The 24,967-nt window shown below is 51.5% G+C and carries 24 protein-coding genes; 7 read left to right on the top strand and 17 right to left on the bottom strand.

Going from position 1 to position 24,967, the window contains the following annotated elements:
* Positions 1-60: 60 nt before the first annotated feature.
* From trpS to CKV68_RS09145, 4 genes are all read right to left on the bottom strand, one after another.
* On the bottom strand, positions 61-1,098 hold the full coding sequence (gene trpS / locus CKV68_RS09160) for a tryptophan--tRNA ligase (RefSeq protein ID WP_023635228.1): 1,038 nt from the start codon (positions 1,096-1,098) through the stop codon (positions 61-63).
* 125 nt (positions 1,099-1,223) lie between these two features.
* A complete protein-coding gene (locus CKV68_RS09155) occupies positions 1,224-2,261 on the bottom strand; it encodes a trypsin-like serine protease (RefSeq protein WP_095076063.1) in 1,038 nt (345 codons plus the stop codon).
* 373 nt (positions 2,262-2,634) lie between these two features.
* Complete coding sequence (locus CKV68_RS09150; protein ID WP_013910897.1) at positions 2,635-2,814, bottom strand: hypothetical protein; 180 nt, start codon at positions 2,812-2,814, stop codon at positions 2,635-2,637.
* Between the two features lie 87 nt (positions 2,815-2,901).
* Positions 2,902-3,801 (bottom strand): exodeoxyribonuclease III, encoded by a 900-nt coding sequence (locus tag CKV68_RS09145; RefSeq protein WP_041477308.1) that lies wholly within the window; start codon positions 3,799-3,801, stop codon positions 2,902-2,904.
* Positions 3,802-3,868: 67 nt separating this feature from the next.
* Between CKV68_RS09145 and CKV68_RS09140 the strand changes: the two genes are divergently transcribed.
* Complete coding sequence (locus CKV68_RS09140) at positions 3,869-4,639, top strand: MerR family transcriptional regulator (protein ID WP_023635224.1); 771 nt, start codon at positions 3,869-3,871, stop codon at positions 4,637-4,639.
* On the opposite strand, the gene CKV68_RS09135 is transcribed toward CKV68_RS09140, so the two are convergent.
* Positions 4,636-5,862: an MFS transporter gene (locus CKV68_RS09135; protein ID WP_013910894.1), complete on the bottom strand. Its 1,227-nt coding sequence runs from the start codon at positions 5,860-5,862 to the stop codon at positions 4,636-4,638. The two genes, CKV68_RS09140 and CKV68_RS09135, sit on opposite strands and share 4 nt — an antisense overlap.
* Before the next feature lie 252 nt (positions 5,863-6,114).
* Here CKV68_RS09135 and CKV68_RS09130 point away from each other — a divergent pair, with 252 nt between their 5' ends.
* Positions 6,115-8,325, top strand: a complete 2,211-nt coding sequence (locus CKV68_RS09130; RefSeq protein ID WP_095076062.1) for an NADP-dependent isocitrate dehydrogenase — start codon at positions 6,115-6,117, stop codon at positions 8,323-8,325.
* A gap of 185 nt (positions 8,326-8,510) precedes the next feature.
* Positions 8,511-9,827: an O-acetylhomoserine/O-acetylserine sulfhydrylase gene (locus CKV68_RS09125; protein WP_095076061.1), complete on the top strand. Its 1,317-nt coding sequence runs from the start codon at positions 8,511-8,513 to the stop codon at positions 9,825-9,827.
* An 85-nt stretch (positions 9,828-9,912) separates the two neighbouring features.
* On the opposite strand, the gene CKV68_RS09120 is transcribed toward CKV68_RS09125, so the two are convergent.
* The 5 genes from CKV68_RS09120 to CKV68_RS09100 form a co-directional block, all read right to left on the bottom strand.
* Positions 9,913-10,821, bottom strand: a complete 909-nt coding sequence (locus tag CKV68_RS09120; RefSeq protein ID WP_095076060.1) for an HtaA domain-containing protein — start codon at positions 10,819-10,821, stop codon at positions 9,913-9,915.
* Between the two features lie 146 nt (positions 10,822-10,967).
* Positions 10,968-11,810 (bottom strand): heme ABC transporter ATP-binding protein, encoded by an 843-nt coding sequence (locus CKV68_RS09115; RefSeq protein WP_014836033.1) that lies wholly within the window; start codon positions 11,808-11,810, stop codon positions 10,968-10,970.
* A complete protein-coding gene (locus CKV68_RS09110) occupies positions 11,807-12,859 on the bottom strand; it encodes a FecCD family ABC transporter permease (RefSeq protein WP_014836032.1) in 1,053 nt (350 codons plus the stop codon). Before CKV68_RS09110 ends, CKV68_RS09115 begins: the two co-directional genes overlap by 4 nt.
* Positions 12,843-13,898 (bottom strand): heme/hemin ABC transporter substrate-binding protein, encoded by a 1,056-nt coding sequence (locus CKV68_RS09105; RefSeq protein ID WP_029974674.1) that lies wholly within the window; start codon positions 13,896-13,898, stop codon positions 12,843-12,845. Before CKV68_RS09105 ends, CKV68_RS09110 begins: the two co-directional genes overlap by 17 nt.
* Before the next feature lie 117 nt (positions 13,899-14,015).
* On the bottom strand, positions 14,016-15,854 hold the full coding sequence (locus CKV68_RS09100; protein WP_095076059.1) for an HtaA domain-containing protein: 1,839 nt from the start codon (positions 15,852-15,854) through the stop codon (positions 14,016-14,018).
* Between the two features lie 189 nt (positions 15,855-16,043).
* Here CKV68_RS09100 and CKV68_RS09095 point away from each other — a divergent pair, with 189 nt between their 5' ends.
* From CKV68_RS09095 to CKV68_RS09085, 3 genes are all read left to right on the top strand, one after another.
* Complete coding sequence (locus CKV68_RS09095; RefSeq protein ID WP_095076058.1) at positions 16,044-16,547, top strand: hemin receptor; 504 nt, start codon at positions 16,044-16,046, stop codon at positions 16,545-16,547.
* A gap of 78 nt (positions 16,548-16,625) precedes the next feature.
* Entirely contained in the window at positions 16,626-17,717 is a 1,092-nt protein-coding gene (metX, locus tag CKV68_RS09090; protein ID WP_095076057.1) for a homoserine O-acetyltransferase MetX, read from the top strand.
* Between the two features lie 296 nt (positions 17,718-18,013).
* Positions 18,014-19,114, top strand: a complete 1,101-nt coding sequence (locus CKV68_RS09085) for an HNH endonuclease signature motif containing protein (RefSeq protein WP_095076056.1) — start codon at positions 18,014-18,016, stop codon at positions 19,112-19,114.
* Positions 19,115-19,120: 6 nt separating this feature from the next.
* Here CKV68_RS09085 and CKV68_RS09080 read toward each other — a convergent pair whose 3' ends face one another.
* Positions 19,121-19,447, bottom strand: coding sequence for a DUF3017 domain-containing protein (locus CKV68_RS09080; protein WP_013910883.1), 327 nt, complete (start codon positions 19,445-19,447; stop codon positions 19,121-19,123).
* The gene (locus tag CKV68_RS09075; RefSeq protein ID WP_013910882.1) at positions 19,440-20,285 is read right to left on the bottom strand and encodes a bifunctional methylenetetrahydrofolate dehydrogenase/methenyltetrahydrofolate cyclohydrolase; all 846 of its coding nucleotides are present in this window, start codon (positions 20,283-20,285) and stop codon (positions 19,440-19,442) included. The genes CKV68_RS09080 and CKV68_RS09075 overlap by 8 nt, the downstream gene beginning before the upstream one ends.
* 68 nt (positions 20,286-20,353) lie before the next feature.
* On the opposite strand from CKV68_RS09075, the gene CKV68_RS09070 reads away from it, so the two are divergent.
* Entirely contained in the window at positions 20,354-20,827 is a 474-nt protein-coding gene (locus CKV68_RS09070; protein ID WP_013910881.1) for a tRNA (cytidine(34)-2'-O)-methyltransferase, read from the top strand.
* Positions 20,828-20,839: 12 nt separating this feature from the next.
* Here CKV68_RS09070 and CKV68_RS09065 read toward each other — a convergent pair whose 3' ends face one another.
* The 5 genes from CKV68_RS09065 to CKV68_RS09045 form a co-directional block, all read right to left on the bottom strand.
* A complete protein-coding gene (locus CKV68_RS09065; RefSeq protein WP_013910880.1) occupies positions 20,840-21,520 on the bottom strand; it encodes a metal-dependent transcriptional regulator in 681 nt (226 codons plus the stop codon).
* On the bottom strand, positions 21,478-22,287 hold the full coding sequence (locus CKV68_RS09060) for a metal ABC transporter permease (protein ID WP_013910879.1): 810 nt from the start codon (positions 22,285-22,287) through the stop codon (positions 21,478-21,480). Before CKV68_RS09060 ends, CKV68_RS09065 begins: the two co-directional genes overlap by 43 nt.
* A complete protein-coding gene (locus CKV68_RS09055) occupies positions 22,281-23,123 on the bottom strand; it encodes a metal ABC transporter permease (protein WP_095076055.1) in 843 nt (280 codons plus the stop codon). The genes CKV68_RS09060 and CKV68_RS09055 overlap by 7 nt, the downstream gene beginning before the upstream one ends.
* Positions 23,116-23,874 carry a metal ABC transporter ATP-binding protein gene (locus tag CKV68_RS09050; RefSeq protein ID WP_029974668.1) on the bottom strand — a complete coding sequence of 253 codons (759 nt, stop codon included), beginning with the start codon at positions 23,872-23,874 and terminating at the stop codon, positions 23,116-23,118. The genes CKV68_RS09055 and CKV68_RS09050 overlap by 8 nt, the downstream gene beginning before the upstream one ends.
* 85 nt (positions 23,875-23,959) lie before the next feature.
* On the bottom strand, positions 23,960-24,916 hold the full coding sequence (locus CKV68_RS09045; RefSeq protein ID WP_095076054.1) for a metal ABC transporter substrate-binding protein: 957 nt from the start codon (positions 24,914-24,916) through the stop codon (positions 23,960-23,962).
* Between the last annotated feature and the right edge of the window lie 51 nt (positions 24,917-24,967).

The following is a 24,967-nucleotide window of genomic DNA, read 5'->3' as shown; positions in this document are numbered from 1 at the left end:
ATTTCAGCTATCTGGGCCGGATCGTTGTCAACTTGTTAGATGTTTTCTGGAAAGAATCGCCTATTCTTTCCCAACCTTCAGAAAACCGATGCGCTCATACGCATCCGCGAGGGTGCGGGAAGCCACTTCGCGCGCCTTAGACGCTCCAAGGGCAAGCACTCTCTCAAGCTCTGCCCGGTCAGACATATACATGTCATATTTGGCTTTGAGTGGCGTCACAAAAGCTTCAAGGGCATCGGCCGTGTCGGTTTTGAGGGCGCCATAGCCTTGTCCTTGGTATCCGGCTACAAGGTCATCGATCGTTTTACCTGTCAGCGCCGATTGGATAACAAGGAGGTTGGAGACGCCTGGCTTGTTAGCTTTGTCATAGCGGATTTCGCCATCGCTGTCCGTGACGGCAGATTTGATGCGTTTCACAGATACTTTAGGGTCGTCGAGAAGATTGATGAGCCCCTTAGGATTCGTTCCCGACTTACTCATCTTGGACGTAGGCTCCTGCAGATCGTAAATCTTGGCAGCGCCTTCCGGAATGATTCCTTCTGGAACAACAAAGGTCTTTTTAAAACGCGAGTTAAAGCGCTCTGCAAGGGTACGAGTCAGCTCCAGGTGCTGGCGCTGGTCTTCACCAACAGGAACGAGCTGAGGCCGATACAGGAGAATGTCCGCAGCCATCAACATGGGGTAGGTGAATAGGCCGGCAGACGTCCGGTCGGCGCCGCGCTTTGCGGATTTGTCCTTGAACTGCGTCATGCGACTTGCCTCGCCAAAACCGGTAAGGCATGTCATGATCCATCCCAGTTCAGCATGTTCTGGGACATGAGATTGGACAAACAATGTCGATTTTTCGGGATCGATGCCCAGTGCCAAAAGCTGCGCAGCTCCTGCGATTGTGCGCTGACGTAGCTCTTTAGGGTCTTGATCTACGGTGATGGCATGAAGGTCTGGGATGAAATAGAACGCATCATATCCGTCTTGGAGATCAATCCACTGTTTCAAAGCACCGAGGTAGTTACCTAGATGGTAGGAATCCGCAGTCGGCTGGATTCCCGAGAGCACTCGTTGCTTTTTTACAGCTTTCGGTTCAGTCATGGTTGCCATTCTAGTATTGCGTAGTCTGTCGTCCCCTATGGGAATCGCTTAATCCGCCATTGCTTTTCGACGCCCCACGCTGAGCATAAACTCACGCATCGCTATGAGCGAGCCACACCCAGACGTACTAAGCGTTAGCCCCAAATTTTCATGTGCTGCAGTAGGAAAGCGATAAGAGTACCAATCCCTGCGAGACCAGCAAGTATTCCCATGACAATTCCTACGATCCCCGTCGTCTTCTGTGTCGGCGACTCTTCCTTTTCTTCAACAAGGTTGGGGCTATGTGCGTTTACATCAGCCTCCGGCTTCTTCGTTCCTTCCCCTTCTGAATCCAACAAGTCTTCCGTGTGTACCTCCAGCAAAGGCGGCTGCTCTGTTTTTTCTTCTGTATTGTCTAAAAATTCAGAGCTATCAGTGGACTCCATGTCCTCCCATTGATCGTTGTTCCATCTCCGCTGAAACGGACCCCGATCGGTCTCTGAAAAAGTTGCTGAGTTTTTCGCTTGCGTTATCTCATGTTCAAGACCGTTAAGCTGCGAGTAATTAACCCATCGATATGTATAACCCCACGGTTTGTGAGAAGCCACGCCGACTACCTTTTCATTCACAAATAGTGGCCCACCCGAATCACCGGACTGAGTATTGCTGTTATCTGTGTGATAAGCCTCGATAGCCGGTCCGCGGTACGTGGATTTTCCTACCGTTTTAACAATGAGTTCTCCCTTTTTAAGCACATTTCCGGTGCCTTTACCCCAGCCATACCCAGTGCCGCGGGTTTCAGGGCTTATAGGGATATAGTCCAGCTCTGCATAACGAGGAAGTTTCATGTCTTGGATAGTGTGCAGCAATGCCACGTCAGAGTTAGGAATAAACAATGGTTTATCCGCCTCTACAAAACGGTCAATTGCTACTTGATCTCCCGTTGTTCCTCTTTCAATACCTAAACGAACATAGCTTTTCTCCGCGTTTTCCGGGAAACAATGTCTTGCCGTCAATACCCAATGCGGTGCAATTGCGGTCCCTGTGCAATGCCGAACCCGTATGACCATCTGCGCTAATTGATCATCGCTACTTACTTCCACTCCCCCTTCCATTGCTTGAACTGGAGTGATAGCACAAGCCAGCGCAGTTATTCCGATAGTGCATAAAGTAGCAATCTTACGAATTATCATTTTCACATTCCGCTAAAACGTTCCAAAAATAAAAATGAATAAAAATAATTTTCCGTTTCACACATACAGAAAAAGGGCCCCAACCATCCGTACACGAAAAAGAAAACTAAAAAATAAAGCTACCTCTTCCCCGGTTATTGGCAAGCAATTCGGAAAGAATACCCCTTTAAGAGGTCAATAAAAAATAAAATTAATATATTTTGAATTTAAGTCACTAAACGCTTGTGGAATATGGTTTTCCAACATAAGAAAACTAAATACTGTATTGGGAGATAAATGTGGCTAGTGAGAGGCGTCGCAAAGCTTATGCATAAGCAAAAGGCCTGCCACTATAAGCGACAGGCCTTAGTCCGAAGACTACGCAAGGTATGTGTTATTGCTTTCGCGGTTCTTTACAAAGAACTCCTACTAGTCCGCCGACTACTATTGCTCCCCCAATTCCCATAATGATGGAAGCAATCATTGAGTTAATGTCATGTGCGTTAATCATGAAGTGAGACCCAACAAACAAAACAAGACCAACGGCAATCGCAATAAAACTCTTAACCCGCATGAAAGCTCCTAGAAAATAACGTACACAGGAATGACAACCCGGTGTATCCTACTCGAAAATTCTGTAAGTGCCGAAGTCTCCACCTTTTTAATGGTAGATAACGCTCAATGGCGAGTGATCCGACCATCGCAGATCATAAGCACCTGCTTTATCTACCCATGTCTTTTCTGCGCGATCTAGCATCGCCTGCGTCGCAGCCTGGTAGTCGATACGCCACCCTGCGTTCGTATCAAAGGCTTGTCCACGATACGTCCACCACGTGTAAGGAGCGTCCTGAGGTTGTAAACGTCGCGCCACATCAAACCATTGAGGATTCAGTGCAGGCTTGCGCTTCGCATCCGACGCGTACTCCACAGCACCAGCCCATTGCCCAGCATCCTCCACTTGAGAGGCCGCGTCGGGGAATGTGCCAAACACCGAATCCATAAAAGCGCGTTCGTCTGGAAGGAATCCAGATTTCTTTCTATTGGTCTTCCAATTCTTCAGGTCTTCCCGACGATGGCAGATATTCCAGTCTCCGCCTATCACCATGTATTTGTGGTCCTTAGCTGCCTGTTCGAGGAAAGGCTCGAAGACGTCCAAAAAGCGATACTTCTCATCCTGCTTCTCCGTCTGAGCAGAACCAGAAGGTAGATATAGCGAGGCGACTGTCACATCATCAGTACCGTCGCGAAGCGTTGCCTGGATGTACCGACCGGAATCTTCAAATCCTTCGATGCCCACGTGGACGTCGAAAAGCTCAGAGCGGCTCAAGATCCCCACCCCGGCGCGGCCCTTAGCAGCCGCCGGGGCTCCTACGTAATGCCAACCAGCATCAAGCGCCGGGGCAAGCGCTGCCAAGGTGTCTTTCTCAGAAGCTCGAACCTCCTGTAAAAGCACTACGTCGGAACCGGCACTTTCCAACCATGGGAGCATACCCAGATTTGTTTCACTGCGCTCTTTCACGGCTGCGCGGATGCCGTTAACGTTGACCGTCGTAATCTGCATGATCTTCATCCTAACTTTAATTTGTGCTCCTTGACCTTGCCCCAGCGTCAAGCGTCACAATAGAAGTATGAACGAACTCACCATAGGTGAAGCAGCCGAATTCCTCGGCATAACCACACGAGCACTGCGACACTGGGACGCGATCGGACTGTTGGAGCCTCAATGGCGCAACCATAGCGACTACCGGCTCTACACCGAAGAAGACCTCACAAAGGCTTTTACCATCTTGGTGTATCGAGAAGCAGGGCTGAGCTTAAAAACCATCCAGAGAATTTTGGAAGAACCGTCAACAGAAAAAGAGCACCTTCAGAGACAGCTGAAGCTGCTTAAACAAGAGATTTTTAGGAAAGAATCGACAATTCTTTCCGTCGAAAAGCTACTCCGAGGAGAAACCCCCATGACCCCACAAGACTTTGCCGATACCTTTTCCCATGACTGGAGCGAAAATTACGTCGAGTACCAGGATGAGGCGGAGTCGCGTTGGGGCGATTCGGAGGAGTGGGCGGCGTCGCAAAGCACAGCGCGTTCGATGTCCGCGAGCGACTGGCAGCAGGCTAAGGCCTCGGATGCAGCTTTTGTGTCCGAGCTACATCGCGCATGGCAAGCGGGCGTGCGTCCGGGCACCGCAGCCGCGGACCGCATTGTTGAGCTACATAGCCAGCAAATCGCTCAATGGTATGAGTCGTCTCTTTCAAAGCAGCTCATTTTGGCGAACATGTACGTGAGCGACGAGCGTTTTGCCGCCCACTACCAGGGTCTTGCGCCTTATCTTTTGGAGCTTGTTCGTGATGCTGCGCGGCGCGGGGGCGTTGACGTGGATAATCCGTCGTGGGCTTAGCTTGTCGACGCCAACGCCTGCTCAGATCGCACGCGGAAAATATGAGCGGGGATCCACAAGATAATGGCTGCGATTCCTAGTGCGGCGCCAGCGAGCGCAGGTGCAGAATAGCCGTAGCCGGCAGCGATCACGAGGCCTCCGAATTGTGCTCCTGCCGCATTGGCGATGTTCAAAGCAGACTGATTGAGGGCAGCAGCCAAGGTCTGTGCTCGGCCGGCAACGTCCATCAAACGGATTTGCAGAGAGGGAATCAGCAACGAGCCGGAAAGCCCGATGAGCCCAAAGTTGATCGTTGCGAGGACAGCGTTATGGCTTGTAAAGAAGAAACCGGCCAAGGTAACCACGATGGCAATCAATGCCCAGAAGATCCCGTATTCCACACTCCAATCAGACAAGCGTCCACCGAGCCAGTTTCCGGCGATCATTCCAATTCCATAAGCCATAAGCACAAGCCACATAAGGCTTTCGTGCAGACCAGCTTGTTGCGTCATAGTCCAAGAAATATAGGTATAGACGGCAAACATGCCACCAAATCCCACAGAGCCAATGAGCAGTGATGCCCAGACCTGACCACGTGCCAAAGCTCCCAATTCTGTCAAAGGACTGGTGGGCTTCATCTTGGTCATGTGCGGCATAAGGAACCAGAGCAAGCCAAGCGTGATCAGTCCTACGACAGTAACCAGCAAATATGCAGCGTGCCAGCTTGTGGCATGTCCCAGAGCTTGTGCGGCAGGTACGCCAAGAACGGTGGCGATAGGAAGCCCCATCCCAACAAACGCAAGCGAACGGCCCCGTTGACCTTCAGGGGCCATCGACGCAACGGCCAAACTTGCGACGGAGAAGAATGCACCTTGTGGCAATCCTGCAATAACACGCGCCACGATGAGCACAGGGAAACTGGAAGCGAAGAAAGTCAATGCGTTGCCAACCACAAAGGCGAATGTGAGGATGAGGAGGAGCCTACGGCGCGGGATCATGCCAGTTAATGCGGTAATGAGAGGCGCGCCGATCATCACACCTAGGGCATAAGCGGCAATGACGTGACCTGCGGTATCTTCGCTGACACGAAAATCTGCGGCGATCTGATTGAGCAGCCCCATTGTGACGAACTCCGTGATCCCCAGGCCAAATGTTCCGAGCGCCAAGGCGATCATGGTGGCGAGCCGATGTTGCTCGGAAATTTCAGTTTGTCGGGGAATCGGGCGACGCATCATTTTTTGCACATCGGACTACCTTACAGCTAACGAGCTTGTTTTTACGCAAGAGGGCTGAGCCCTCTCCTACCAGACCACCGTAAGCGGACATTTAGCGCAGAGCCCCCGCCTGATAAACAGGACAGTTGTACTGTTTTTACCCCCGACTCCCCAACCACTATCCCCAGCATATGGCCATATTCTCCCCAGTGGGGAGGCATTTGTGCTGTACAACAGGTATTCTTTTTGTTTGTACAACGAGCCCGAATAAAGAGGAGACTCATGGCAAAGATCATCTACACTCGCACCGACGAAGCACCGCTTCTCGCCACTTACTCTCTCAAGCCCGTCGTTGAGGCCTTCGCCTCCACCGCAGGCATTGAGGTGGAGACCCGCGACATCTCCCTCGCAGGCCGCATCCTCTCGCAATTCCCCGAATTCCTTGCGGAGGACCAAAAGGTCGACGACGCACTGGCGGAACTCGGCGATCTTGCCAAAACTCCGGAAGCAAACATCATCAAGCTTCCTAACATCTCTGCTTCCGTCCCTCAGCTCAAAGCCGCGGTTGCAGAGCTGCAGTCCCAAGGCTACAAACTTCCGGATTACCCAGATTCTCCCTCCACTGACGAGGAAAAAGACATCCGCGCCCGCTACGACGCAGTCAAAGGCTCGGCCGTCAACCCAGTGCTCCGCGAGGGCAACTCCGATCGTCGCGCACCTATCGCAGTGAAGAACTTTGCCAAGAAGCACCCTCACCGCATGGGTGCATGGTCGGCAGACTCCAAGACCAACGTGGTCACCATGGAAAGCGACGACTTCCGCCACAACGAGAAGTCCGTCATCATGCCTTCCGACGACACCCTCACCATTAAATTGGTGACCGACAACGGTGAAAAGGTTCTCAAAGAAGGACTTAAGGTCCTCAAAGGCGAGGTCGTAGACGGCACCTTCATCTCTGCCCGCGCCCTCGACGAGTTCCTAGCAGTGCAGGTCAAGCGCGCCAAAGATGAAGGCGTCCTCTTCTCGGCACACCTCAAGGCCACCATGATGAAGGTTTCCGACCCCATCATCTTCGGCCATGTCGTCCGCGCCTACTTTGCAGACGTGTTCGCAACCTACGGCGAGCAGCTAGAGGCAGCCGGGCTCAATGGCGAGAACGGCCTTGCCGCGATTTACTCTGGTTTAGAGTCTCTCCCCAATGGCGCCGAGATCAAAGCAGCTTTCGATGCAGCCCTCGAATCGGGTGCCGACATCGCCATGGTCAACTCCGCCAAGGGCATCACTAACCTCCACGTCCCCTCCGACGTCATCATTGATGCCTCCATGCCGGCTATGATCCGAACCTCTGGCCATATGTGGAACAAGAACGATGAAGAGCAGGACACCCTGGCCGTCATCCCCGATTCCTCCTACGCAGGCGTGTACCAAACCGTTATCGCAGACTGCAAGAAGAACGGCGCATTCGATCCAACCACCATGGGCACCGTCCCCAACGTGGGCCTGATGGCACAAAAAGCTGAGGAATACGGCTCACACGATAAGACTTTCAAGATCGAAGCTAACGGCACCGTACAGGTTGTTAACTCCGCTGGTGAAGTCCTGATCGAGCACAACGTAGAGGCCGGCGACATTTGGCGCGCCTGCCAGGCCAAGGATGCCCCTATCCAGGACTGGGTTAAGCTGGCAGTTACTCGTTCACGCTTGTCCGGTATGCCCGCAGTATTCTGGCTCGATCCTGAGCGCGCGCACGACCGCAACCTCACGACTCTCGTGGAAAAGTATCTCACCGACCACGACACCGAGGGACTCGACATCCGCATCATGAGCCCTGTCGACGCCACCCAGTTCTCCATCGACCGCATCCGCCGCGGCGAGGACACCATTTCAGTTACCGGAAACGTGCTCCGTGACTACAACACGGATCTCTTCCCAATCCTTGAGCTCGGCACCTCCGCCAAGATGCTCTCCGTGGTTCCTCTCATGGCTGGCGGCGGACTCTTTGAGACAGGCGCCGGCGGATCCGCTCCAAAGCATGTCCAACAACTTGTCGAGGAAAACCACCTCCGCTGGGATTCCCTTGGCGAGTTCCTCGCTCTAGCGGAGTCCCTACGCCACTTTGCCAATACCGAAGGCAACACCAAGGCCGGGGTACTTGCCGATGCCCTCGACCGCGCCACCGAAACCCTCCTCAACGAGGGTTACTCTCCATCGCGCAAAGCAGGAGAAATCGATAACCGCGGCTCGCACTTCTTCCTTACCAAGTTCTGGGCGAAGGAATTGTCGATTCAGTCCGAAGACGCCGACCTTGCCGCCACATTCGCACCTGTCGCAGAGGCCTTGGAGGCGCACTCGGATGAAATCGCCGATGCGCTGCTCGCAGTTCAAGGCACCCCTGCCGATCTTGGTGGCTACTACCAGCCCGATGACGCCAAGACCACCGCGATCATGCGTCCCGTCGCTAGCTACAACAACATCATTAGTTCCATAAAGTAGTCTCCTAAAAAAGCCGTCCTGCACTCACACGTGAGGGCGGCTTTTCCCATCCCCAAAAACCGCTTAGTCTATATTTTAATTCACCAACTACCTGCATTTTCTTCAAAAAATAGACCAAGCTGTTTATTTTTTCATTGATGCAGTCTAGCGTTCTTGCCAATGCACATTATTCAGAAAGGCAAGAAATGACTACCAAGTACGACAACTCCCAATCTGCTCAATGGAATTTTGATACCCGCGCTATCCATACCGGCCAAACCGTCGACACGGACACCGGCGCGAGGAATCTCCCCATTTATTTCACATCCTCTTATGTTTTCAACGACGCAGAACATGCTGCGAACCGTTTCAACCTTTCCGACGCAGGACCGGTATATTCCCGGCTCACCAATCCAACAGTCAATGCGGTCGAAGAAAGACTCGCTTCCCTGGAAGGAGGTGTCCATTCCGTCCTATTTTCCTCCGGAATGGCTGCAGAGACCGCGGCGATTCTCAACATCGCACGCGCCGGCTCCCACATCGTTTCTTCCCCAAGAATCTACGGCGGCACGGAAACCCTTTTTACAGCCACTTTTGCACGCCTCGGAATAGAAACAACGTTCGTGGATAACCCCGACGACCCCGCGTCATGGGAAGACGCTATCCAGGACAACACTGTCGCCCTGTATGGCGAGACCTTTGCCAATCCCCAAGCCGACATTCTTGATATTCCCGCAATCGCAGACGTCGCGCATCGAAACAGCGTGCCGCTGATCGTCGATAACACCCTTGCCACCGCAGCGCTCGTTCGACCGCTGGATCTTGGCGCCGACGTCGTCGTAGCGTCCCTCACAAAGTTTTACACCGGCAACGGTTCAGGCCTTGGAGGAGTGCTTATCGACGGCGGCCGCTTCGACTGGAGCGTCGAAAAGCACGGAAAACCCCTCTTCCCTGATTTTGTAACCCCCGATCCCGCCTACCACGGCCTCAGATACATAGACCTTGGACCAGCAGCATTTGGACTCAAGGCACGTGTCGGATTGCTTCGCGATACCGGCGCGGCTCCTTCCCCCTTCAACGCCTGGGTAACCGCGCAAGGCTTGGATACACTCTCACTACGCGTCCAGCGCCACAATGAAAATGCACAGGCCGTCGCAGAGTTCCTTGCCAAACACCCCAAAGTAGCCAAAGTTAACTACGCCGGACTCCCTGACTCCCCGTGGTTTGTTACGAAAGAAAAGCTCAATCTTTCCCACACAGGCTCAGTCTTGTCCTTTGATATCTGCGGAGGACAAGAGGAAGCATGGCGCTTTATCGACGCCCTCAAGCTCCATTCAAACCTAGCTAATGTCGGAGACGTTCGTTCGCTGGTAGTTCACCCAGCCACCACCACTCACTCCCAATCCGATAGAGTTTCCCTTGAAGCTGCTGGCATTACGCCTGCCACAGTGCGTATTTCAGTCGGAATCGAGTCAATCGAAGACATAATCGCCGACCTACAAGCAGGCCTTAGCGCTATCTAATAAGACAAAGCACGTGAGACAAGATTTTTGTTTCTTGTCTCACGTGCTTTATTTAGCCCGCCCCACCCAAAGTCTATTGAACAGTTTACACGTTCATGAATGGAAGATTCCGCAAAACGCCGGACTTCATTGCAACCTGGAACAAAACAGCTACCGTAGCTACCAATCCAGCGACTCCCAGAACGATGCTCCAAATCTTAGGGAAATTACCGAGCGAAAGGTCTTTCGGGGAATCCGGCTTTCCAGCATCAGGAACTCGACCGTCTTTGATCCCGCAGTTGTTTTTAACTGTTAGCTCAATGTTTACATCGTCAATTTCGGGTTTGTATTCATCGTTATATATACCCATAAAGAGTATGTCTATTCCGTCGATAACATTTTTCTTACCGTCGGTAAGAGGCTTGGGGGTGTACTTCATATTTTTCCCCGCAAAGCTCAAGCTTTCGCCATTAAGCTTCCACCCTTCAAGTTGACCTGAAGCAAAAGTGTCCGTACCAGTCCTTTTATTGGCCTCTGTACGATCTGCCGCCTCATATTTGGTCATCTCCTTACCTTCGACGTAGTACCCTTCATAAGATGCCCCAGCTTTTACGTCCCGACCATTAATCGAGACGTAAGGGCTCTTCATTATCGACTGAAGAGAATCGCCATGTCCTGTAAAAGTAAGAGACGAAGGTTTTGTCTTAATCTCTGCCAAGCTAACCTTTCCCTGGGAGTCTAGAGCTACCTTAGAAGTTTGAGGATCTACATCAAACGTGAAAGCAAAACCGGCACCGCTCTTCCCTCCGCTACCTTCGGAGACGGAACCTGTAGTTTCCCATTTCCCCTTTGCAATAGGGCCCTGTATATAGCTTCGCCACGATTGCTTAATCCCCCAATTTAGCGTTCCGCTTACAACTTCGATCGAGCATTTTTCAGATGCCACAGCCTGAGGGACGGCAATACCGGCAGCAATCATGGTGGCTGCCACGGGGACAGCAAGTCGCTTAAACACGCGGGGATCCTATCTTTAGAGATTTTTAAAGGCAAGGCATACCTTATTGAAAAAGGGCATGCCTTACCTAACTCAAGAACTAAAGACTCACCCCGAATACCCCTGTGGCGTTAAACCGTTGGCAAACCGATCCCGTTTTTACCCCTCTAGAGAGCGGCAGCCTCTGCCTGATGCACCAAGGAAACGAAAACTGATTCTTGTTTACCGCCCTGATCGCGTGCAGGGTGGACGGAAAGGGAACCATCAGCATGTTTTTCTACGTGGATCGGCCATCCGTATACCGTAGACAGATTCTCGTCTGTGTAGACGGAATCGACGATTCCTTCCTTCGCAACGCAACCGTTGGCTAAACAGACTATCCGGTCGCAGTATGCGGCGGCCGCGTTGAGGTCATGAAGCACAACGATCACCGCTACATTCGTTTCACGAGCAATCGTACGCATAAGACCTAAAACTTGTTCTTGATGGCGGATATCTAGCGCAGCAGTTGGTTCATCAAGCATCACTACCGGTGTCTGCTGGGCTAAGACTCGAGATAAAGCCACACGCGCACGTTCGCCCCCGGACAGAGTAATTACATCGCGTCCAGCAAGATGAGCAGCATCCGTGGCGGCGAGGGCGGCATCGATGAGGCGGTCGTCGAAAAGCTGTTTTTCGGTGCCCTCCCAAGGACGTCGGCCCATCGCGACTACATCACGCACAAGGAACTCAAAAGAGACACTCACGTCTTGCATCATGACGGCACGGACCCGCGCCAAATCTTTCGGAGAGCTAGTTGCTGGATCGTGACCCAGAATGTCAATAGTGCCCCTCGTTCGTTCAAGATCACCGCTGATTGCGGCAAGAAGCGTCGATTTCCCCGCACCATTAGGACCTATCAGGCCAGTGATTTCTCCTCGACGGGCTTCAAAAGTGACCTTGTCCAGCAGAACTTTCTCACCGACGGCGACGGTAAGATCGCTTACGACGACTGCAGGCTGCCTACTCAATGGACCGAACCTTTCTTGAGCATACGACGAAGCAAGACAAAAAATGTTGGCCCGCCGACTATTGCAGTGAAGATGCCGATGGGTAAATCAGCAAAAGGAATCAACGTACGGGCCGCAACATCTGCAAAAGCAATGAGCACAGCACCCGTTAGCGCAGAGGCCGGCAAAAGAATCTTGTTTTCTGGCCCAACGAGACTACGCAACAAATGTGGGACGATAAGGCCGACGAATCCAATCAGGCCGGCAAAGGAAACTGCACCAGCAGTCAGAATCGTCGATGCCGCAATAGCGATAATCCGTAATCGCGATACATGAATACCCGTGTGGACAGCCGCTCGTTCGCCTAAAGCAAGAACATCAAGCTGACGGCCTAATCGAATTGCAATGAGCACACCGGCTATTGCTATCGGCAGTACCACCCAAACATGCTTCCACTGCGATCCATTAAGCGAACCCATTTGCCAAAAGACGATCTGTTCGCGGTTTGCGGTCGGGGCTAAATAAACCAGGAAAGAAATCAACGCGTTGCATACAGCGTTGATCGCAATGCCAGTAAGAATAAGGTTGACCACCGCCACTTTTCCCTGATGGCGTGCCAATTGGTAAATAATCACGGTAACCAAAACTGCGCTCATAAACGCAGCCACAGGAACCGTAAAAGTCCCCAGAAAACCGACGTTAAACACAATGACGGCAGCAGCCCCTACACCAGCGCCTGAGGTCACGCCGATGATTGAAGGCTCTGCAAGTGGGTTTGCAAACACTGCTTGCATCAGCGTGCCGGCAACACCCAAACAAGCACCGACCAAAAAGCCTAAAACAATACGTGGCAGTCGAATCTCCCACACCACACTGGTGGTGAGGCTCTCGTCGCCCCGATTCAACAAGATAAAAGGCAAGTCTTGCAGTGGGACATAATACTGACCTAGTGCAAGAGACGTTACAAACGCTACAAACGCCAAACCGGCGAGGACGATAAAAAGTATCGCCCTGCGCCTAGCCCGATGCTCAAAAACATCCCGAACCGAAGTACTACGTTTGCGGAGCATATAAAGCCTGTGCGGTTCGGAGAAGGGTCTGACCAGTTAGCGGTCCGAATGCCAAAGACTGTCCATCGGGAATCGTGATCACTCGTTTGTTTTTACCCGCAGTCGTTTGGGCAACGCCTGGACGAGACAATAAGCCCTCAATACCTCCTGTGGACTCCAAGCCTCCCGACATCATGATGATTGCTTCAGGATTGATCTTGGCCAGTGCTTCTGCATTGGCAGGTTCTGCATAAGAAAGCTTGTGCTCAGCGGCAAGATCAACAGCACTTAAGCCTTCGATGAGATCCTTAGCGCCCGTACCCTCACCCATGATGAAAAAGACTCCACCGTTGCCACGCGCATAAAGGAATGCCATCTTCATTGGGTCCTTTGGAGCAATGTTCTTAATCGCTTCCCGTGCAGAGTTAATCTCTTGGATGCTGCGTTCCGCTAGTTTCTCGGCTTCGTCGTTAAGTCCAACCACTCCGCCAAGATTTTTAATGTCCTCAGACACTGAGTCAATAGTGCGTGTTGGTTCCATGACCACGGTAGTAACGCCAGCAGCACGTATCTGATCAATGGCGTCCCGCGGCCCAATAGAGTGATCCACGATAACCAACGAAGGCTGAAGATTCAGTACAGCCTCCACGTTAATGGTATGTCCGCCCTCCGTGACCACAGGAAGATCCTTCAACGCATTCTCCGTTGAAGACACCGTACGACCCACGATGTTCTTTGTCAGCCCCAGGCCCTCAAGTGTTTTTGTATATGTGCCATAGATGTCTAAAGCTAGAATTCGTGAAACATCTGTGACCTCTACCTCATGTCCGTCAGCATCAGTCAACTTCACAGGCAGCTTTGGGGAAACTGAGTCTGCAACCGGTTGAACGTCGTCAAAGTTCTTTACTTCCGATACCCCTTTAAAGCTTCGAGGATCCTTCACATCTGTAGGAAGGGATTCACGCAACTCCTTAGTGGAATCATATGACCCTTGAACGCCACAGCTTATCAACGACAACGCACACGCCACCGATGCAGCTACGCGCACAAACTTATTCATTAAAAATCCTATTCTCGGCGCTGTCGAGCATGTCTAGTTCCATAGCCTATTTAACTATGGTTGACCCGACAGCGTTGATCACATACAAACCAGCAATAAGTAACGGAAAACCTACAACTACGACGGATTATTAAGAACCAAACGCCCCATACTACCTCCGGCGATCACAAACCCAGCAACGACGAGCAGCAGATACATGTTGGGATCGATGCCTTCTTTATCGTCAGCAGCTGGACGGATCTTAAAGTTCTTTGCGCCATTCTTGTAACCAGACTCATTCGAGCTCTGGTCATCGACAACCGATGTGCCACCATTATCTTTATCCTCTTGATCGATTCCAGCGGAGGCCGCAGCACCAGATGCTTTGTTGCCTTTTGTCCCGCTTGCTTTAGCAGCACCAGAAGCACAATCTGCGGAACCGCCCAAAGCAGCATCAAAATCTAAAGAATCTAGTTCTGTTCCCGCTTCATAGAAACCAGCGAAAGCTCCAGAACCTTCCTTAGTTAAGGTCGTAGTGGCCTTGCCCGAAACTTTAGAGTCTGAAAGATCCAACGAACCAAAGTTCAGGTTAGCCAGCGGTATATGCCCATAATCGCTCTTATTACCCTGCATATCAGATGAGCGAACGTCGGCATAGAGCACGCCACTGCGCCCATTAAATCCGATTTCAACGTTGGAGATACTTAAATCCAACACACCATTGTGACCGCTAAAGTTCACTCCACCCACAAATTTAATTTTCCCTGAACGCTTCGAAACATCCACAGCTCCAGAATTCCCTGAAAATACGAATTGGCCACCACTGTGGGTCGCTTGATCCAAGCTCCACTTCCCTTTTGCTATCGAACCGGTGATATACGACTGGAAGGACTTTTTTACACCCCAGCGAGCCGAAGCGCTCTGGATTCCTACAGAACCGGCTTCGCATGTTTGAGATTTGGCGCTTTCAGAAGGTTGTTGGGAAGGTTGGGGGTCAGTTTGAGTCTCGTTTTTAGGAAGGAATTGACGATTCCTTCCAGAATCTTGACCGCTTGCTGTGGTGGCATTACCCGCCCGCACGCCCCTACTTGTCGACTCAGTTTTCCCCGCTCCAGTCCCACGCGTTTCAAAGTCTTTCAAAGAATCAAGAAAGTGTCCTGCGTTGTCCATGAAAATCGTGGTGGCATTCATGGTGTCATTGGTCTCCGACAAAATAGCCATGGCTTCTTTATTGAAACCCGTAAAGTTTCCTTTAATCGAAGCCAGTGTGCGCTTTTTACCACCCGTCGATCCACCTGATCCGTTACCACCTTCTATAGACGGGGAGCAGCGACCATCAAGCCGTATATTTCCGTGGGTGTCATCCATCGACTCCCCAGGCTGATAAGCGATAAAGAGCTTGGCCCCTTCACTGGTCAAAGTCGTTGTGCCGCTTAAATCAACAGCGCCGCTGGAGGGATCCGCATAATTTGTGAGGTTAATCGTTGCAATGGTTACGTCATCGCCAGTGATTTGAGCGCCTCGTTCGTGGGTATTGCTCATATCTGACTCATAGGAGACGTAATCAACTTTGATTTCCGCGGAAGAGCCGTTCGTAACAACTTTCCAATCGCTAAGCGTCATATCCAACAGATAAACGCCGTTGCCATGATCGTGGCCTTTGAAATGGATGAGACCACCGAATGGGATGGTGGCGGTGGAGCCGTCGACACGCGCTTTGCTCGGGGTGAAGTTAAAAGCACCGTCATGTCCGGTGTCACTGCCAGAAAAGCCGATTCCTTCTGTAGCCCATTGCCCACCAGTTTGTCCGGCTGCGCCTTTAAGCATGTAGTACCTAAAGGTTTGTTTAATGCCCCAATCAAACGAGCATTGTTCTTCGGCAGCTTGAGCGTGCGGGGCAAAGATAACCGACAGCGGTGCAGCAGCAAGAGCCGCGACGCTCATCAGCCCTAAGACCAATCGACGGGGGTTCAACATGAGTGGATAGCTCCTAGAAGAGGGAGGGAATCGTCAATTCTTTCCTAAAACAGCCCTCTAAAGGAACCCTTTAAGAGAGCTGAGCAGAGATGAGGCGACGAAAAAGGAAGTGTTACCTAACAGAAAACATGTATAGGCTACACTTACCTAATCTTCTAGTCCATCCCTTGGTATCGCGAAGGATTTTGCATGAATACCTCCACTACCTCAGCCTTTAAGAACCTCTATCCAGACGTCGATCCCACCCAAGGTTTACCCCTCAACTGGTCCGAACGTTTGTCTATTACTTTTTCTTGCGCAACGCTCGCCTTTGGCGCAGTGTTTGGCGACCTCATCATCGTCGGCGCAGGCCTTGCCTTCATACTTTTCTCCACCATCGCCCCAGCACAAAAAACGGCCCGACGGATCAGAACGGAAGCAAAAAACCGCTTCCCCACACAGCCCTGGGCGGAAAACGCCCAGGGCTGTGGACGCCAACAACTTATTTTTATTCTGTTGTTTTGGGTGGCGATCACAGCAGCATGCATCGGCTTATTTTTAATCGCACCACAGATTAGCCGACTCCTTGCCGCTGCCATCGCCGCAACAGTAGCGGGAATCCTCACATGGTTTATGCCCGGAATGAGCTCGCTATGGAAAAAGCGGACGGGAGGACGTCGAAAAGCCCGGAAATCTAGACGCAACAACTCGTAGTATCGAGGGATGGACTAGACAGAGCTGTCCATGTAGCATGTACGCGATCCTCACGGCACACAGTCAAGGAGCCACGACATGCTCACAACCACAGGAGAACTCACGCTTGTCCCCATCGGGAACTTTCACACGGAAGCTGGAGTCACAATCCCTAATGCCGTCATCGCCTATCAAGCATGGGGCACGTTTCGTGGCGACAATCTTGTGCTCGTCGAACATGCTCTCACTGGCGATTCCAACGCGATAAGCTGGTGGAACGGGCTTATCGGAGACGGTCTAGCGCTGGATACGCGCCGTTACTGCGTCCTCTGCACTAATGCACTCGGCGGATGTATGGGATCTACCGGCCCCAGCACTGTGCACCACGACGGCCAGCCTTGGGGATCCCGCTTCCCCGCGCTTTCCATCCGCGACCTCGTACACTGCGAAAAACAATTCCTCGACACACTCAACATTAATAAAATTCATGCAATCATCGGCGGCTCGATGGGCGGTGCCCGCACGCTGGAATGGTCGATTCTTTACCCAGACATGCTGCGAGCTGCTTTAGTGATCGCAGTCTCCGCGAGAGCGAGCGCTTGGCAAATCGGTATTCAATCTGCTCAAATCAGCGCAATCGAACGCGACCCACATTGGAACAACGGCGACTACTACGCCGCCGATTACCCGCTCGATGGGCTTGCTGCCGCACGCAGAATCGCTCATCTTACCTATCGAGGAGAGCTTGAGATTGATGAAAGATTCGGCACTTCTGCCCAACGTGGTGAAGATCCTTTAGGGCCTTACAGGAATGCTTCACAACGCTTTGCCGTAGAAAGCTATCTACAGCATCAAGGACGTAAACTCGCAGAGCGTTTCGACGCCGGCAGCTACGTAACACTCACCGAAGCCCTTAATCGTCACGATCTCGGACGAGGACGAGGTGGTTTGAACAAAGCACTCGCATCCATCGAAGTTCCAACGATGGTCGCTGGCGTAGATACCGACATCCTTTACCCTTATCACCAGCAGGAACACATCTCGCGCAACGTGAAGAACCTATTAGGTATGGCAAAAATTAGCTCGCCTATAGGTCATGATGCTTTCCTGACAGAAACCCGACAGATGAATCGCATCATAAGGAATGTGTGGGAAAGAATCGACGATTCTTTCCCACACATCAGTGTCTAAGTTTTAGTCACAATTCCGAATCCCAACACCTTATCTTTTTGATCCACTGATGCCTGCCCCAAAGAGAGCGGACCACTACACAAAATCAAAAGAAAATACAATCATTTGATAACCAACACGCAAAAATGTGAATAACTAAAGCCATATCATTGCTGTTTTCCTACTCAGAGTGTTCACCTGTGAATAACTTTTCTGACAAAGCTAGCTACTTCTTATTTCGGATCTAGGCTGATCCTGAAATGTTGGCTGACTTCGCCTCCAGGTGAGCGTCGGAAAGCTTTAAGCAGGGAGTTTTCATGATTGGATTCAGACATACCGACACGAGCAACTCGGTATCTGCTTTTCAGATGAGTATTAATCGCCAGCTCATTACGTTTTGGCTGCATCAGGTCCCTGAGACTGAAGAGGATTTTCATACTCAGATAGACGCTCTGAGCATTTCCATGAATATTTCCCGGAATGATGCAAAAAACGGACTACGCGTAGGCGTTATGCTGAGAAATTTTCCAAAATTGCTGTCTTGTTTACAGGCTCATTGGCACCTTGATATGCCGCGGCTTGTAGTCCTGGAGAAGCATCTCATGGCCATAAATAAAGACTTATTCCCTAAGGTAGACAGCTATTTATACGATTATTTCACCCCGCAAGTACCGGGCCAAGTAATACCTCAAAAAGCAACGTTATCCAAGCATATTCGAAACTACGTTGAAGGCATCGACCCTCCAGCTGCACAAAAAACGCAGGATCAACAACAGCGAGCAGCGTCTTTCAAACGAGGACTCGACGGATACACTCGTCTTAGCGTAACAATGACTGATACCGAAGCTTGCATACTGCAGCAAGCTCTCAAAAAACAACCGGGTGAGGAACTCATCGATTCCTTTATGGCTTTGATCGATAGCCAAATAACGACAAAAGTTATTCTCAATGTTTTTAAAGGCACTGATGGTCTCATGCGTATGACTGACGGTGGGATCACTGATTTCACCACCGTCGATGCCACACGCGTAATCGATCCGGATGCCTATACCGCTGCTTACCAGCCCACGGATGAAATCCGAATAGCTGTGCAGCTACTCGACGGTTCCTGTCGTTACCCTAACTGTACTGTCAGCGCGCAGCATTGCGACATCGACCACGTCATAAACCACGATGAAAACGGGCCGACCACTCCAGATAATCTGGCATGTCTCTGTCGTTTTCACCATAATTTTAAAACTGAGCAGCGGGTACACTACTCAATCGATAAAAATCGGATAGCTACGTGGTTTTTCCCCAACGGCGTCATCAAAAAATCGCAGCCGGGAGGAGTTAAGCGACCGCCGCGTTTTGGCCAGTCTTGGAAAAAACATGAGGACCAGCGCGTGAGAGCGCGTCGGCAAGCAAATCAAGGCTAGCTGTCGCTACGAACCCAACGAATCAATCGAGTAAGAAAAGAACACCATCGCGCCACCGACCGCCGATGCATACATCACATCAAACGTCTTCGAGCGTATAGAAAGAACTCCTAACACTTTCGAATCACAAGTCGACCGCAGAACCGCCAACCATAACAGAGCTATTCCAAGGACAAAGGTAGCGCGACGCCAGTGTTCAGTAAGTGAGTAAACGCCTGAAACTGCGACAGCGATCACGAAGAGTGATAGCCCGACGTACTGGATTCCGGAAGGAATCTTCGATTCCTTCCGACCAATGTCGTGTGGATTATCAAGAGGAGAAATTTTAACCAAGTTCCGCGCGCTCCACCACATTACGAATCAAAAATGCACGTGTAAGAGGACCAACACCGCCGGGATTCGGAGAAATAGCCCCTGCGATATTCCAAACGTCTGGATGCACATCGCCCAAGAGCTTTCCATCTTTGCGGGAAACCCCTACATCCAGAATAGCTGCGCCAGGTTTAATCATGTCTGCGGTTAACATGTGAGGTTGTCCTGCAGCTGCCACAATAATGTCTGCTTGAAGTGTTTCTGCCGCAAGATCCCTAGTACCAGTATGACACAGCACTACCGTCGCATTTTCACTTCTACGCGTCAGCATCAAACCGATTGGCCTACCAACGGTCACTCCACGACCGATTACAACAACTTTTTTACCTGCAATTTCGATACCAAAACGCTTTAATAAATGGATTGCTCCATTCGGTGTGCAAGGTAATGGAGCATTCTCATTGAGCACGAGTTTGCCGAGGTTGACTGGATGCAGTCCATCGGCATCTTTGTCAGGATCAATGCGCTCTAACACAGCATTCTCGTCCAGATGCTTCGGTAACGGAAGCTGGACAATATAGCCAGTACATGCAGGATCGTTATTCAGCTCATCGATAACACCAAGCAGCTCATCTTGTGAAATATCAGCAGGGAGATCCTTGCGGATAGAACGTATACCGATCTGTTCACAATCACTGTGCTTCATTTTTACGTAAGAGTGACTTGCAGGATCATCACCGACCAAAACTGTTGCCAGACCGGGAACAATTCCCTTTTCTTTCAATGCTTGAACGCGGACTTCTAAATCAGCAAAGATCTCGTCCCGGTACAGTTTTCCGTCTAATTTAATAGCAGTCACAGTACAAATTATTGCACTTTCTGGAACGAATCGTCGATTCTTTCCAGAACAGATCTAAGATTATTCCCATGTCTGCATTCGCTCATATCATTTTCGACCAGCCTGCAATACCGCCAAACACGGGGAATGCAATAAGAATGTGCGCAGGTACTGGAGCTCATTTACACCTTGCAGGCCCTCTAGGTTTCAACCTTGAAGAGAAAAATCTACGTCGAGCTGGACTCGATTATCACGATCTCGCTGAGGTCAGTGTCCACGAAAGCCTGGAAAGCTGTTTCGATTCTCTCCCACATACTCGTGTCTTTGCTTTCACCACTCATGGGGAAGTTCACCACTCGGATGTCGTATGGCAGCCTGGTGACGCACTCCTTTTTGGCACCGAGCCAACTGGTTTAGCAGAAGCAACTTTGGCGCATCCTCGCGTTACCCAGCTAGTTCGCATCCCGATGCTGCCGGGACGGCGCTCCATGAATCTCTCAAATGCCGCTGCCGTAGCGGCCTATGAAGTGTGGCGCCAATTGGGCTATCCCGGCGGAGTTTAATCGATCAAAGCGCTAGTTTTTCGACGCCGACGTCCCCGTCACGTTAATCGCCCACAGGCTAGCGTCGGCAAGCGGAACATCTTTTCCGTCCACTGAGATAAGGCTCATTCCTGGGTATGCGGGTTGTTTGATTGTTACGGATACACCTGGCAATACGCCATGCTCCGCGAGATACCGCAACAAGTCTGGATCGCGATCATGAATTCGTTCCACAATCACGGTTTCACCAATTTCAAACTCGCCGAGCTCTCGTGTTGGGACAGAATCGACGATTCCTTCCTGAGAAGGAATCGGATCGCCGTGCGGATCTCGTGTTGGGTGGCCCAGGTGGGCGTCGATACGCTCAAGCAATCTGTCAGAAAGTGCGTGCTCTAAGATTTCGGCCTCTTCATGGACTTCGTCCCACGTGTAACCGAGCGTGTCAAACAGGAACATCTCAATAAGCCGGTGCCGGCGAACAACTTGAGTGGCAAGGATGTTACCGGCGTCTGTGAGTAAAATGCCCCCATAGCGCTCATGATCAAGGAAGCCCCGTGCGACGAGTTTTTTTACTGCTTCAGAAGCCGTCGACGTTTTCTCAGACATTCTAGAGGCGAGTTCACCCAGTGGAACGGGCTTTCCGGTGGCTTCGTGTAGATCCCACACGTTTTTCAAGTAGTCCTGGGACTTTTGAGGGAGCTCAGAGACATGCATACTCCGTAGAATACACCGGCCACCACCGCGATCGTTCCACCGGCCGATAGGTTGAAGGCTACAGCGATCCCTAGACCAACGAGCCCTATGCTTACGCCCACCATAGGTGCGAGCCATAACAATTTGGTGGGGCTGGCGACAAGGAAGTGTAATCCTGCGGTGGGTGCTGCGATAAGCGCGATAGACAAAATCGTTCCGATGGCTGGAATAACGCACACCACTGTTGCCACAATCATGCCGAGTATCAGGGACTCAGCCAGCTTCACGTTTCCGCCTGCGGCACGGAATCCCATCTCATCAAAGCTGTAATAGACGAGGTGTTTCTGGAAAGAATTGACGATTCCTACCGAAACCACCAGCACCACCCCCGCTATAACAACATCCAAAACCCTCACCGTAAGAACTGAACCGGCTAAAAACCCTTCGATTCTGATAGGCAACGGTGCGAACCATTTGTTAAGGAAGTAGCCGAGCGCAAAGCTTACTGTGAGTATGATCCCCGCAGAGGCTTGTGATGACTGTCCACGGATGTGAGTGAGCCATCGCATCGCTACGGCCATGAGGACACACATAATGAGAGCCCCAAGGTAAAGACCATCACGCCCCAGGATCACGACGCCCACGATCGCCCCGGGGAATGTGGCGTGAGTGACGGATTCAGTGAAGAATACGCGTTGCTTCAGCACTGTGAAGACGCCGACTAGCCCACAAAGAGCACCTACGATGATGAGTTCTAGGATGGGGAGGGTGAGGACGTCGATTAGCATGGTGCATCACTCTTTTCCACTCGATGTCCAAGCCTTGATAGACCTAGCGCGAGGAAGTACATAGCGACTACAGAGAGGGCGACGGCCGCTTGTGGGGAGATCCGTGCGGAAACCCCCGTTATCCATAGACCGAAGTAGCCTCCAATCAGGCCTACCGCCATAGCAATAGGGACCATGTGACGGATGCGCGTACTCACGAGGCGAGCTGCGGCACCGGGGATCACTAAGTAGCCGATAACAAGAAGCGTTCCGATGGCTGTCGACGCAGAGACGACGACGGCTGCGATTGCGACGTTGATGGCGGCGTCGTAAAGCACTACGTTCACGCCGGAGGCTTTCGCGCCTAGGCGATCAAAAGCGACAAAAATCTGATTTCTCCAGGTAACCGCCATAATGAGGACGGCAACCGCACAGACGATAAGTGCCTCCCCTAAACGTTTGTCTGTCGACTCGAGCAATCGTCCAAACATCAACGCCTCAAGCTGTCCCGATAAGTCGCCCTTTTTCAGAGATAAGACGACACCTGCGGAAAAAAACGAAGTAAGGACGATGGCGGTCCCGGCTTCCGAACGACGCGACGCGAAAGTGAGGACTACTGCCACTACTACTGCGACTACGGAAGCATACGGAATGATCGATTCTTTCCCACCAAACACCGCCCCAGCCACTATTCCGGGGAAGACTGCATGCACCACGGCCTCCGCATTGAACTCTAATTTGCGGAGATTAACAATCACTCCTACCATCCCCGACACAATGCCAAGAACAGTGAGAAGAATAATTGGGCGCAGGAGATAGGGCGGGATATCGAGGAATTGTGCTAGCTCGTTAACCACGAGTTCCTCCATAGGCGCGGGCGATGAGGTCGGGAGTCATCACGTCGTCGATGGCGCCAAAAGCAATCTGCCGACCAGCCAGAAGCAGCGCTTTATCGCAGGTTTCCTCAGCAAGTAGCAGGTCGTGGGTGGACACAACGACTGCCACTCCCTCGCACTTAGCAGCATCGATGATGCGCAGCAGCTCTTTGCGATTGGGCTCGTCAAGCCCGTTGAAGGGTTCGTCGAGAAGCACTAATTTAGGAGTCGCCACAAGGGCACGGGCGATGAGCACGCGCTGCCGCTGCCCGCCTGAAAGCTCACCGAAGCGTTTCGACGCCCGATCCAATAGCCCCACCCTCGTCAGTGCAGCGTCAACCCTCGGATCCTTTGCGGGGCTCTTTCGTAAAAACGTGGGTTTCCATCCCGACTCGTTGTACAGCCCCATCGCTACAACGTCCCGTGCGGTCACCGGAAAAGTTAGATCCAAATCCGCAGATTGAGGAACATAGCCAATGGAATTGTTGGTGCCTCGGTCGACGATTGTTTGGAAAGAATCGACGATTCCTACAATCCCCTTAAGCAACGTCGTCTTCCCCGCCCCATTCGGCCCTATTAACGCAAGCGCCTCACCGGGATATAGTTTGCCTGTCACCCCCTGTAGCGCGACATTTTTGTTAGGCCCCTTGCCATAAGCAAAACTCGCGTTATCAAACTGAAGAACTGGTTTGTTCACGTCTAACTTTCGTGTTGTGGTGTTATCAGTGTTCATGGGTCATTCATGGGTCTCTCTAGAAAAACAGGCGAGGACCTTCATACGAAGGCCCTCGTAGCTCTTTGTCTAATGGTTTAAGGGATCAGCTCAGCGAGGCGGGCTTCTCCGCAAGTTTGCCGCCCCATCCTTCTACAAGAGTCTCCACGTTGTGGACAATTGATTGAATGTACGTAACGTCAGGACCTAAGGAATCCCCGTAGAGTTCTCCACCGATTTTCACCCCAGCAGCCTTTGCTACAGCTTCAATGGAACGCGAGCTGTTGGAGTTCTCCGCGAACAGCACCTTGGCACCAGACTCACGAACCTGGGCTGCGGCCGAATTGATGTGATCGGCGGTAGCGTCTTGCTGAGCGTTGAAGTCGGAGAGCGCGGCTCCGATGAACTTCACGTTATAGTCCCGCGAAAAGTAGCCAAAAGCGTCATGCGAGGTAAAAAGAATACGTTCTGTCTCTGGGACGGATGCCAGGGAATCAGAGATCCACTTATCTAGGTCAACAAGCTTTGCGACGTACCCATCCACCCGTTTCTTGTACTCAGCCGCATGATCGGGGTCGGCCTTTTCCAATGCTTTTCCAATGTTTTCCACTTGGGTCTTCGCATTACGGGGGCTTGTCCAAATATGCGGATCGTGGGTGAATTCAGGCTGGCTTTCGCCTTCTTCTGGAGGGAATGGCCACTTCGCTATAGACACGCCTTCAGAGGTATCGACGGTAGTCCCGGCAAATCCCGAGGACGTAACGGCATTATCTAAGAAGTGTTCAAGGTCAATACCGTTTTTCAGGAGCAGATCGGCTTTAGATAACGCGTCCATTTGTTCACGAGTCATCTCGTGCTCGTGCGCTGAAGCGTTGGGGGCGAGCAGGCACGTGAGATTAATGTCGGCGTCGATGTTTTTCACGTAATCGCAGATTTGGGTGGTAGTCGCCACAACTCCGAGTTTGTTATGGTCCTTGTCTTTATTGTTGCCGGCGCTTGAGCATCCGACGAGAGCAAGGGAAACGACCATTCCTGCGGCCAAACCGCGGGCAAGTTTAGACATGAAATGCTCCTGTTTGAAAAATATTCCAAAACAGAAGCTAACACCACACTT

The sequence above is a fragment of the Corynebacterium ulcerans genome (assembly GCF_900187135.1).
In the GTDB taxonomy this organism is placed as follows: Bacteria; Actinomycetota; Actinomycetes; order Mycobacteriales; family Mycobacteriaceae; genus Corynebacterium; species Corynebacterium ulcerans.
Note: the sequence above shows the minus strand (reverse complement) of the source record. Positions and strands in the feature narration are given on the sequence as shown.

Bases quoted from the DNA above. Each gene is read 5' to 3' on its own strand.
- CKV68_RS09105 (WP_029974674.1), bottom strand. From the start codon at position 13,898: ATGAATAAGTTTGTGCGCGTAGCTGCATCGGTGGCGTGTGCGTTGTCG.
- CKV68_RS09065 (WP_013910880.1), bottom strand. From the start codon at position 21,520: ATGCATGTCTCTGAGCTCCCTCAAAAGTCCCAGGACTACTTGAAAAAC.
- CKV68_RS09070 (WP_013910881.1), top strand. From the start codon at position 20,354: ATGTCTGCATTCGCTCATATCATTTTCGACCAGCCTGCAATACCGCCA.
- metX (WP_095076057.1), top strand. From the start codon at position 16,626: ATGCTCACAACCACAGGAGAACTCACGCTTGTCCCCATCGGGAACTTT.
- CKV68_RS09050 (WP_029974668.1), bottom strand. From the start codon at position 23,874: ATGAACACTGATAACACCACAACACGAAAGTTAGACGTGAACAAACCA.
- CKV68_RS09155 (WP_095076063.1), bottom strand. From the start codon at position 2,261: ATGATAATTCGTAAGATTGCTACTTTATGCACTATCGGAATAACTGCG.
- CKV68_RS09145 (WP_041477308.1), bottom strand. From the start codon at position 3,801: ATGCAGATTACGACGGTCAACGTTAACGGCATCCGCGCAGCCGTGAAA.
- CKV68_RS09045 (WP_095076054.1), bottom strand. From the start codon at position 24,916: ATGTCTAAACTTGCCCGCGGTTTGGCCGCAGGAATGGTCGTTTCCCTT.
- CKV68_RS09150 (WP_013910897.1), bottom strand. From the start codon at position 2,814: ATGCGGGTTAAGAGTTTTATTGCGATTGCCGTTGGTCTTGTTTTGTTT.
- CKV68_RS09060 (WP_013910879.1), bottom strand. From the start codon at position 22,287: ATGCTAATCGACGTCCTCACCCTCCCCATCCTAGAACTCATCATCGTA.
- CKV68_RS09125 (WP_095076061.1), top strand. From the start codon at position 8,511: ATGACTACCAAGTACGACAACTCCCAATCTGCTCAATGGAATTTTGAT.
- CKV68_RS09095 (WP_095076058.1), top strand. From the start codon at position 16,044: ATGAATACCTCCACTACCTCAGCCTTTAAGAACCTCTATCCAGACGTC.
- CKV68_RS09100 (WP_095076059.1), bottom strand. From the start codon at position 15,854: ATGTTGAACCCCCGTCGATTGGTCTTAGGGCTGATGAGCGTCGCGGCT.
- CKV68_RS09085 (WP_095076056.1), top strand. From the start codon at position 18,014: ATGATTGGATTCAGACATACCGACACGAGCAACTCGGTATCTGCTTTT.
- CKV68_RS09110 (WP_014836032.1), bottom strand. From the start codon at position 12,859: ATGCTCCGCAAACGTAGTACTTCGGTTCGGGATGTTTTTGAGCATCGG.
- CKV68_RS09130 (WP_095076062.1), top strand. From the start codon at position 6,115: ATGGCAAAGATCATCTACACTCGCACCGACGAAGCACCGCTTCTCGCC.
- CKV68_RS09140 (WP_023635224.1), top strand. From the start codon at position 3,869: ATGAACGAACTCACCATAGGTGAAGCAGCCGAATTCCTCGGCATAACC.
- trpS (WP_023635228.1), bottom strand. From the start codon at position 1,098: ATGGCAACCATGACTGAACCGAAAGCTGTAAAAAAGCAACGAGTGCTC.